We start from the raw sequence: 9135 nt of genomic DNA, 5'->3' as shown, positions 1-9135 counted from the left end.
GACGAGGTCAGCAATATCTTCAGCGGTCGGTTGGTTCGGTGCCGATTCCATGGCAAATATCCTTTAAAGAGTCACCCAAAGCCCCTAGCTTCCCCGGCTGTACGCTCGAGATTGTAAATCACCGGAGATTCTAAGCCGACCCCAATTCAAGCTGCAAACCCGGTCATGCACCCTTCCGGACGCGTGAAACACGATTGATATGGAGCTGGTAGGAGCAAATCGTGTATGGAACAGTCCGCAGTCCGTCCGTCGGACTCGATAAAGGCCATCCTTTCGCTCGTCCCCAACACCAGGCTCGTGGTCAATGACGACCCACTTCAATCGTTCGTCTCGTCATCGCGATCCTCGTGCTGGCTCCTTTTTTTCGCACGGCCGCATCTCGTTGGTCTGGATTTGTGGGATTCTTGCTCTCTTTGCGGCAGCGAATCACGGAGCCGCTCAGCAAATCATTTATTCCAATTCGAATACGACGACTTATCCCAATCATTCGGTGGGAACTCCGTATTCGGTTAACCAGTATCCTACGAATTCTTACCCAACGCGATCGCAGGCAACCTATCCGTCAGGCGTCACACATCCGGATGGCACTTCCTCCGCGGGCGTTTCGTATCCCGCGGGGACTTCATCGCCGACGGGGATAACGTACTCCGCAGGTGCCACGTATCCCACGGGCACGACGTCGTCCCCGACCAATGCCTCGCCTGCGAACACGTCGCGGTCGACGAACAAGGCTTACTCACCGAACGACGCGTATTCATCCGAGTCGCGGTCGGACGCACCACGGAACCAACGGCGATCATCTGGGTTGGTCACTCCGCCGTCCCTGGTGACACCGCCAGCTCTCGTTCAATCGACGACTCTCGTTAACTCCTCGTCGATATCCAGCCGTCCTGATTTGGTGCCTCGGTCTGCTCGGTACTCCGGATCGACGTTTTACAACGAACAGGATAACCGTCCGCGAGTTGCCGTTAGCACCCCGTCGCCGTACCGGATCAATGGAATCGAATCGGCACTTCAGGTCGCCGAACGTTTTAGGCGTCTCGGAGAAAACGACGTCGATCCGGTTGCCCGGGTCGCTATCGACAACGCATCTTACGTCGAGCAATGGATCGAATTGGCCGAGTTGCATGCGGATCTATCCGATCGGGTCTACGATGCGACTTCCAAACTCAGCAAGACGACCAGTGATCTCGACGACATCACCGCGAAACTGAACCACTATGGTTTGACGCCAACGATCGGCATGCTGCTTCGCAGTCGACGGGAACAACTCGATCAGTGGCAAGTCGATGACTCGTCGAATCTTTTTGCCAGCCAAGAGCTTGCTCGGTCGAGAGCACAGCAACTCGAGATTGAGATGGTTCGTCATGATGGATCAAACGCGGTCGCTCAAGCGAGAGAACTGCTCGACAACGCGGGAATTGCCTCGACAGCCCCCGCCTACTCAGAGATGAATTCACAGCTTCAGATGCTCCTTCGGGAGCGAAACGAGTGGCTCACCACGTTGCGGCAGAGCTATCAAGATTATCAGCAAAAGCTCGGCGAGCTTGATTCAACGACAACCGCCGCCGCCAGCCTCGTGACGCGTTATCGAACTCTGATCGATCGTCACATTACATGGATCCGCAGTGGCAGTCCTCTCGCGGTGAGCGACGTTAAACGTTTGGGGCAGGGCATGTCGGCCTTGTTCGACTCGTCGCGTAGTGCCGCGTTTGGTTATTCGATTCAACGAAAATGGTCATCCAGCCCGGTCGAAGGTATCGGTCTGATCGCGTCGATCATTCTGATCGCGTTCCTTCGATGGCGTGCCAAAATCGCGGTCATCGCGGTTGGGGAACGCAGACGTATGAAGGACGCGACACCGGATGCTCGCAAGGTCGTTGCCAGTGTGCTGACCGTTGTAGTTGCGTTTGCCTTTCCAGGTATTCTGTTTTTGATCGCCCGCTGGCTCAGTAACGGTTACGTCTCCGAATCCACCTTGAACGCGTCGAGTGGTATCTACGCCGCGAGTTTAGTGGCGTTGATGGTGGAACTGCCGCGTCAATTATTACGTGGTTCAGGATTCGTTGAAAAACATGTCGACGTCGAATTGCCTCGGCGAGAGCGAGCATCGACGTACCTGAAAGTGATCGGATTGGGGTTGGTCTTGGCCGCCTATGTCGTGACGCTCGTTGGCGAGATGGATCACGGTGCGTGGCGTGATTCGACGGCCCGTTTCGGATTCCTGTTGGCGATGGCATTGGTGGCGTGGACGGCTCATCTGTCGCTCCGTCCGGCTGGTGGCTTTCTCGAGCCGTTGATCGCGAAGTTCGGTGGCAGCGTGATCCACCGAATTCGGTTCGTTATCTATTTCGCGGGTATCGGTTTTCCGTTGGCCATGATCGTGCTGTCAACGCTCGGGTACTCGTTCACCGCGTATGAGTTGATTCAAAAAGCCATCTTCACGATGTCCAGTCTGTTGGTCGCCGCAACGTTGTGGCCGGCGGCAAAAATCTTGTCGTCACAGGCGTGGGCGATGCTAACGGGGGCAACACCGGCGAAAGCAGAACGCGACCGTTACGGCGAGTTGCCCGACACAGCCGGTTCCTCCGTGAGCGGTGTGCTGGGCGAGCATTACCTCGAACTCAAACACCACCTCGCGTTCTTATGTCAGTGTGCCTTGGTGTTTGGGGCGATCGTTGGAATCGGTTGGTTGTGGATCGACATCTTCCCGAACGTGCGAATGGGCAACCCGGTTGTTTGGAACGTGCAAGACACGGTTACCCAATCGACGACCGACGCGAGCGGTCAAACGATCACCAGCAGTGTTGTCGAAACCACTCCGGTCACCGTCGTCCACCTGTTGCTCGCGGCGGTGACTTTGTTCGTCGCGTTCCAACTGGCAAAGCTATTGCCTGCGTTGTTTGACGCGTTGGTGTTGCAGCGGGTGTCCTTCGACGAAGCGATGGAGCACTTTTCGCTCGTGCTGGGCCGGTTCCTGCTGTTCGGCATCGGTTGTTTTATCGCTTGTAAATGGATCGGAATCCGATGGCAAACGATTCAGTGGTTGGCCGTCGGCCTCACCATCGGGCTCGGTTTTGGGTTGCAGGACATGGTGCGAAACCTGTTCGGTGGGCTGATCGTGCTGTTTGAGAAACCAGCACGGTTGGGCGATTTCATTACGGTCGGAAACGTTCGTGGCCGCGTCGCGGCACAGCGTCTTCGAACCACGGTCTTATCGGACGACGATGGGCGTGAGGTCATTATTCCAAACCAGAACTTTGTCGGATCCGAGGTCGTGAACTGGCGTGGTGCCGGTCGGCTCAGTGTGATTCCTCTTGAGGTCGCCGTGAGCCGCGATGAGCGACCCGCTGATATCTGTCGCACACTGACTGAGTTGGTGATTGAACAGGACGAGGTGCTGCTCACGCCGACGCCTCAGGCCACTCTCGTGTGCGTGGGTAAGCGATCGCAACGGATCGAAGTCCGGGCCTGGATCGAAGAAGGACAGAATGCGGAGAACTACCGCGACTCACTACTTCGGATTGTTCGTCGCTATCTCTCCGAACGTGACCTGCTCGCCAAAACGCAGCCGACGCAACCACCGATGCTCGATCAGTTCGACACACTAACCGATGATTCGCGTCGCAGTCGCGGTAAGCGGAATCGAGTCGCTTAGTTCAACCCCTCGGTGAATCGAAAAAGAGGCCCGCGCGTTCCGCAGGGCGAACGCCCGTGAACCAAAGATGAGCGGAGCAACCGAGTTTGATCTAAAGCAGCGGTGCGGCATCCGGAAGAACGAATCGGATCGCGCGAGGGCAAATGCGAAACACGAACTCGTGCGATCGCACCGGTTCTCCGTCGAGGTTGACTTGAAAAGGATTGTCAAACTCCACTTTCAATTCAGGGAGCTGCACGTACGAGACGTGTTGATTGTCTTTGCTGTCGAGCGTCAGGATTTCGGACAGCACTTTGCCAAACGATTGAATGTCGACGTCATGGATGATCATGAAGTCGAGCAGGCCATCGTTTAACAAAGCGTTCGGGGCGACTCGTTGCCCGCCGCCGCATTGGCGCCCATTGGCGGCCGTCATCACCAAAACATCACCAGAGCGTGACGTGCCATCGGGCAGCGTGACGCGTCCATGGTGCGGTGAAGCCTTTGCGGCAGTGACGATTCCCATCAACGAATATGCCGCACCACCAATCGCTTTCTTAAGTTCCGGTGGTGTGTTCGTCGTCACTTCGGCGCCAAAACCACCGCTCGCAACGTTCACGAAATAGCGATCGTTTGCCCGGCCGACATCGATTGAGACTGGTGTTCCCGTTGCCGCCATAGTAAGTGCCGCTAAAGGGTCTCCGATGGGAATCGAGCAGCCCGCAGCAAAGTCGTTCGCCGTGCCGTATGGCAACACCGCAACGGCGGTCTGATGAGGGTGGTCAACGGACAGGATCCCCCCGACGACTTCATTGACGGTGCCATCGCCACCGCCCGCGATCACGACGTCAACGTCTTCGCGGGTTGCTTCGGCGGCGTATCGGGCTGCATCGCCGCTTTCCCAGGTGACACGAACCTCGATGACATGGCCGGCGCCGCGTTGTTGTGCGACTGCGGCACGTAACTGAGGATCGCCTGCCGATTTGCCGTTGATGATCAGCCGCATCCTTTTATCGTCCGCCATTCAACTGCTCGCTGTTTGTTATTTCGAGAGTTTCGGCTCGAGTAGCCACCATTGGCCAACTTCGACCCACTATTGACCAGCTTCGTGAATTCCCACGTTGGGTCACCCTGGAACACAACGCGAGAATTCTTGTGCCCACGCAGCTTCGCGGTCGCAGGTCAATGCCCGGAGTTCGAATCGGCGTCTGCTGAACAGGCGGATCGCAGTTGGTCTTGGACAACATAACACAATATCGACCGCCAGCGTGAACCTGCATCAGGGATATGCACGGTCTCGTGGACCAGCGAAACGCTCTACGTTCGCCGCGTTCTGAAGACGATGAGATACGGATCAATGCCGAATCGGAACGACTGAACTCCACGATTTCCCGAGGCGGAGTTCGTCGAATGCGGCAATGGCGGTCGCGTCAGACCAAAGCCGGACTTGGTCAACCACGCCATCGTGGGCGAATGGTAGTCCGACCGCGTCCCAGTCTGTTGGTTCACATGCCGCGGGCGGAGCCGACTCGGAGTATGCCTTTGCGAAAATGTGATCGGGTTCATCATCACGCAACACGATTTTGACCACGATCAGATAGGTCTGATCAGGCTTGAGCGTTTTGCCGCCAGAGTGTTCGGTTCCGCTGAATAACGTGAGGTTTTCTCGCATGTCGATTGACACGCCGAATCGCTTCACGTCGAACCCTGATCTCAATGCGATACCCGCCCCGCATCGGTCATCACGGGGAGATTGGATCACGCGTTTTCGCATGACAAAGCTGAAGTAGACGTCCTGGTCGACACTAAGATCAATCGGCTCTATGAACGAACGCGCGGACACCGACGCCAGTGACACGACCGTGTATCGGGGCGAGCTGGGCTGTAACCATGCCGGCTCGATGAGATAGCCTCCTTGGCGTATGACTCCGTTTGGTGGGCTCTCTGGAAGCGAATGCTTGAACCACGGCTCCGCCCATCCATAGCCACCTTCATCTTTTCGCATCACGCCTAGTGGGTATTCAAACGACTCGTGCAAGATAGGTTGTTCGTGATTTTCTCGGCTGTTGATTCGCGTTGTAAATTCTTTTAGGTCATTCATATGAGCATCGGTGTCGTCGAGCAGCGTGCCGTGATTGTCGGAGGCCGATTTGAAACGAACCGATTTGCCTTCCGCAATCATCGATCGACCAAAATGAGGCGCACGATCGATCGGCAACCAAGTCACGGCTCCCTGCAATACCGTCACGTCACTTTGGCCGTCGGGTTCGACCGATACCGCGAACTCCGTTCCAATGTCAACGACGCTAGTGGTCGGTGTTCGTAGCGTGAATCCGAGCGCTTGGTCGTAGGCTTTTGCAAAGACGGTTCCCTCGTGGACGGTGAGCGATCGATCCACGCCGATCTGGACAAGGACGGGGCGTTCGCGGGCATCGAGGATGACAACCGCGCCGTAGACGGTATTGAGACGAGCGACGCCCCGTCGCAGTCGAACGCGGCCGAAGCTAAGCACGTCGCCGACCTCGACTTCATCGTCCCACTGAGCATCCTCCTGGAAGGTCACCGTCATGACGTTTTCGACATCTTGGAATGACCAATCGGATATCGAAAGGATCGGTTGGGTGCTGAGGCTGGCTAACTGCACGGACGCTTGGTTATTGTTGTACAGCAGCGTCGAGTACACCACCGAAATACCAATGATGGTCGCCGCGAGCATGAGGACCCACGGACCTAGAAATGATGAATCGTCAGAGGACGATACCTGCTTTCTCGATGGCGTGACGATCGGATGTGAACTGGAGGGTGATGCGTTTTCAAATTGAATGGCGGTGTTGCGAACCTGAAACTCTTCCTGCAGCATCGAGTCGAATTGCAGAGATCGCACCACAACGTATCGGAGTTCCTCGTTGTGACGAAGCAGATCATTGAGTTCTTCGGTCTCGTCAACAGTTGCATCGCCACATTGTGAAAGCTGGAGCAGTTCCTCGACCCTCCGGCACTGTTCGGCAGACTTCATAATTGGGGCTCAACAGAATTGGTGAGGTTGTGATCGCGAAACTAATTAGGTTCAGTGGTTGCAAGCCGATTATCGATGCATTTTTTGAGCGACTTGCGAGTTCTCAACATTAAGCTTTTGATGGCGTCGATCGTTTTGTTGGTCGTCTCTGCAATCTGTTGCAGCGACAAGTTGTCTGCGTACCGCATCCCGAAGACGTGGCGTGTCTCGTCGTCAAGTGATTCCAAACACCGGTGAAGTGCCTGTTGCCGATCCGGCCATAACTCCATGTCCGTGTCCGCGATTTCGCATAGCATGTCGACCACATCGGTATGGAAGACGACACGTTCTCGCTCGCGATTTCGATCTCGCAAATAACCGAGCACCTCATATCGGGCGACACCAAACGCCCAAGGTAAAAACGGTGAGCCTTCTCGGTACTCGCCCGCCTTCTTCCATAGAGTGAGGTTTGTTTTCTGTAGCACGTCTTGCGCGTCGTCTCGGTTACCAAGCGCTGAAAAGACAAACCCTTTGAGTTGGCTTTGGTGCATGGTGAGGAGACTGACAAACTGTTCACTGACTTCATCGGGTATCGGCATCACGCCCTCAAACTGACCGCTTCTAACGCTGCGAATCATCGCTGGACCATGATCTATAGGGCAAGCGACAGTTTGTTGGCGACAATAGCTATTGCCACCAACATGGAAAAAGTGTCGGTATTCTAAGAGAAAAATTTAGAGGTTGGGCATCATAACTTTGTTTTTGAATTTTTGGCGTTTTTATTCGACACGCAACGATGGGTAGTGGAGAGTACCATTGAGAGCCGCTAAAGGCCGTGACGTTGAACTTCGGTTGAGAGCCGAGTGAGGCTTATGCCTTGATGTCTATGGACTTGGTCGCCTCCGCCTACATCACTTTTCATCTTTCTTAAGGACGCGATTTAATGCAAAAGACTTCTTCGACCCGCTCGGGTTTCACTCTTGTCGAATTGCTGGTGGTGATCGCCATCATCGGTGTTTTGGTCGGGCTGTTGTTACCCGCCGTTCAGGCCGCTCGTGAAGCAGCACGTCGGATGAGCTGCAGTAACAACTTCAAACAAATCGGTCTCGGGCTACACAACTATCACAGCGCGTACAATCAACTTCCGCTGCATGGTGCTGGAACCGAAGACGGATCGTTGACCGGTGGCGGTGCCAGTTGGTGGGCCAACACGACCCGAGCAAACCAAAACCAATTGTCAGCGTTGGTTGGCCTCACCCCATTCATCGAACAGCAAGCGATTTGGGAAGTGATCAGTAATCCGAACGACTACAACAAAGACGGAACGGTTGATTACCCCGCGATGGGACCGAGCATGCAAAATTGGTTGGACTATCAACCCTACAGCACCGAGATCCCAACCTTCCGTTGCCCGAGCGATCCAGGGAAAGGGCTTCCAGCCGCAGGCCGAACAAACTACGCATCCTGTGGTGGCGACGCAGGGCGTTGGCTTCTGTACGGTGGCCGCAAAGATGCCCCTTGGCAGCCTCTGAACACGGCGCAAGCGGAAGAACATCGTGCCGGTGACCGTGGTGTGTTCTCTTGCTACACCAAAATGCGTTTTCGTGACATCCTTGATGGCTTGTCAAACACCATTGCGATGGGCGAAATTGCAACCGACCTCGGCGATCGTGACAAGCGAACGATCTCGCTGGACGGAAGCTGGAACTACCCTGGTCCTCGCGACAACCCGTCACTGTGTAGCGAAGGTACGAACGTCGACGCTCAACGTCCTCAATTCTGGGCTTCCGGCGTAACCGTCGACAGCTCGTCAAACGGTCGTGGCTATCAATGGGCAAACCGCCTGCCACTGCACACCATGATGACGACGATTCTGCCACCGAACAAAGAGCTTTGCGGTTACGATCGCGGAGTCGACTTGGTTGTTCTGCCACCATCGAGCCGCCACCAAGGCGGTGTTCACGTCCTGATGGGCGACGGTGCTGTGAAGTTCATCACCGACTCAATTGAAGCTGGTAACTCAACCGCTCCGATGGTCCATCGCTGGGGCAATGCTGCCAACAACAATCAACCTGGTGCTCAAAGCCCCTACGGTTTGTGGGGGGCGCTCGGCAGCCGTGCAGCGAAGGAAACCATTGACGAGGAATTCTAGGTCCTCCTCAGTCTGATCTACGTCACCTGATCTACGTCACCTGATCTACGTCACGAGGCTTCGAGCGACAGGGCCCGAAGCCTCGTGTCATTTCAACTGTCCTATTCCGATTAACCGAAAGTTCGCAATGACTCGATTTGTATTTTTCTCGGCTCTCTCATTGGCCTTCTTCCTCAGTGTTGGTTGTGCCGACAAAGGTGCCTCCAGTTCCCTCGACGGTGCCAGCGAGCAAGAGATCGCGGACATGAGAGCAACGATTGAAGAAGAGCAACGCAGGATGGCAAACGACATGGCCGGTGGTGATCGCGACATCAACAATCTTCCGAAAGAATAACCCGCCAAACGGGTTGT

At 55.4% G+C, this 9135-nt stretch carries 7 protein-coding genes; 3 read left to right on the top strand and 4 right to left on the bottom strand.

Annotated elements, in window-relative coordinates; translation table 11 throughout:
- Positions 1–555 precede the first annotated feature (555 nt).
- A complete protein-coding gene (locus FHS27_RS29615) occupies positions 556–729 on the bottom strand; it encodes a hypothetical protein (RefSeq protein WP_184309871.1) in 174 nt (57 codons plus the stop codon).
- Between the two features lie 628 nt (positions 730–1357).
- On the opposite strand from FHS27_RS29615, the gene FHS27_RS29610 reads away from it, so the two are divergent.
- Complete coding sequence (locus FHS27_RS29610; RefSeq protein ID WP_246421298.1) at positions 1358–3658, top strand: mechanosensitive ion channel domain-containing protein; 2301 nt, start codon at positions 1358–1360, stop codon at positions 3656–3658.
- 91 nt (positions 3659–3749) lie between these two features.
- Here the strand turns inward: FHS27_RS29610 and yegS are convergent, their stop codons facing one another.
- The 3 genes from yegS to FHS27_RS29595 form a co-directional block, all read right to left on the bottom strand.
- Positions 3750–4661, bottom strand: coding sequence for a lipid kinase YegS (yegS, locus tag FHS27_RS29605; RefSeq protein ID WP_221225488.1), 912 nt, complete (start codon positions 4659–4661; stop codon positions 3750–3752).
- Positions 4662–4991: 330 nt separating this feature from the next.
- Positions 4992–6653 (bottom strand): FecR domain-containing protein, encoded by a 1662-nt coding sequence (locus FHS27_RS29600; RefSeq protein WP_184309865.1) that lies wholly within the window; start codon positions 6651–6653, stop codon positions 4992–4994.
- 41 nt (positions 6654–6694) lie between these two features.
- Positions 6695–7270 carry a sigma-70 family RNA polymerase sigma factor gene (locus FHS27_RS29595; protein WP_184309863.1) on the bottom strand — a complete coding sequence of 192 codons (576 nt, stop codon included), beginning with the start codon at positions 7268–7270 and terminating at the stop codon, positions 6695–6697.
- A gap of 305 nt (positions 7271–7575) precedes the next feature.
- Between FHS27_RS29595 and FHS27_RS29590 the strand changes: the two genes are divergently transcribed.
- Both FHS27_RS29590 and FHS27_RS29585 read left to right on the top strand, forming a co-directional pair.
- Positions 7576–8784, top strand: a complete 1209-nt coding sequence (locus FHS27_RS29590) for a DUF1559 domain-containing protein (protein WP_184309861.1) — start codon at positions 7576–7578, stop codon at positions 8782–8784.
- Positions 8785–8911: 127 nt separating this feature from the next.
- On the top strand, positions 8912–9118 hold the full coding sequence (locus FHS27_RS29585) for a hypothetical protein (protein WP_184309859.1): 207 nt from the start codon (positions 8912–8914) through the stop codon (positions 9116–9118).
- The last annotated feature ends 17 nt before the right edge of the window (positions 9119–9135 follow it).

The sequence above is a fragment of the Aporhodopirellula rubra genome (assembly GCF_014192335.1).
Lineage (GTDB): Bacteria > Planctomycetota > Planctomycetia > Pirellulales > Pirellulaceae > Rhodopirellula > Rhodopirellula rubra.
Note: the sequence above shows the minus strand (reverse complement) of the source record. Positions and strands in the feature narration are given on the sequence as shown.

Bases quoted from the DNA above. Each gene is read 5' to 3' on its own strand.
- FHS27_RS29590 (WP_184309861.1), top strand. From the start codon at position 7,576: ATGCAAAAGACTTCTTCGACCCGCTCGGGTTTCACTCTTGTCGAATTG.
- FHS27_RS29600 (WP_184309865.1), bottom strand. From the start codon at position 6,653: ATGAAGTCTGCCGAACAGTGCCGGAGGGTCGAGGAACTGCTCCAGCTT.
- FHS27_RS29595 (WP_184309863.1), bottom strand. From the start codon at position 7,270: ATGATTCGCAGCGTTAGAAGCGGTCAGTTTGAGGGCGTGATGCCGATA.
- yegS (WP_221225488.1), bottom strand. From the start codon at position 4,661: ATGGCGGACGATAAAAGGATGCGGCTGATCATCAACGGCAAATCGGCA.
- FHS27_RS29610 (WP_246421298.1), top strand. From the start codon at position 1,358: ATGGTTCGTCATGATGGATCAAACGCGGTCGCTCAAGCGAGAGAACTG.
- FHS27_RS29585 (WP_184309859.1), top strand. From the start codon at position 8,912: ATGACTCGATTTGTATTTTTCTCGGCTCTCTCATTGGCCTTCTTCCTC.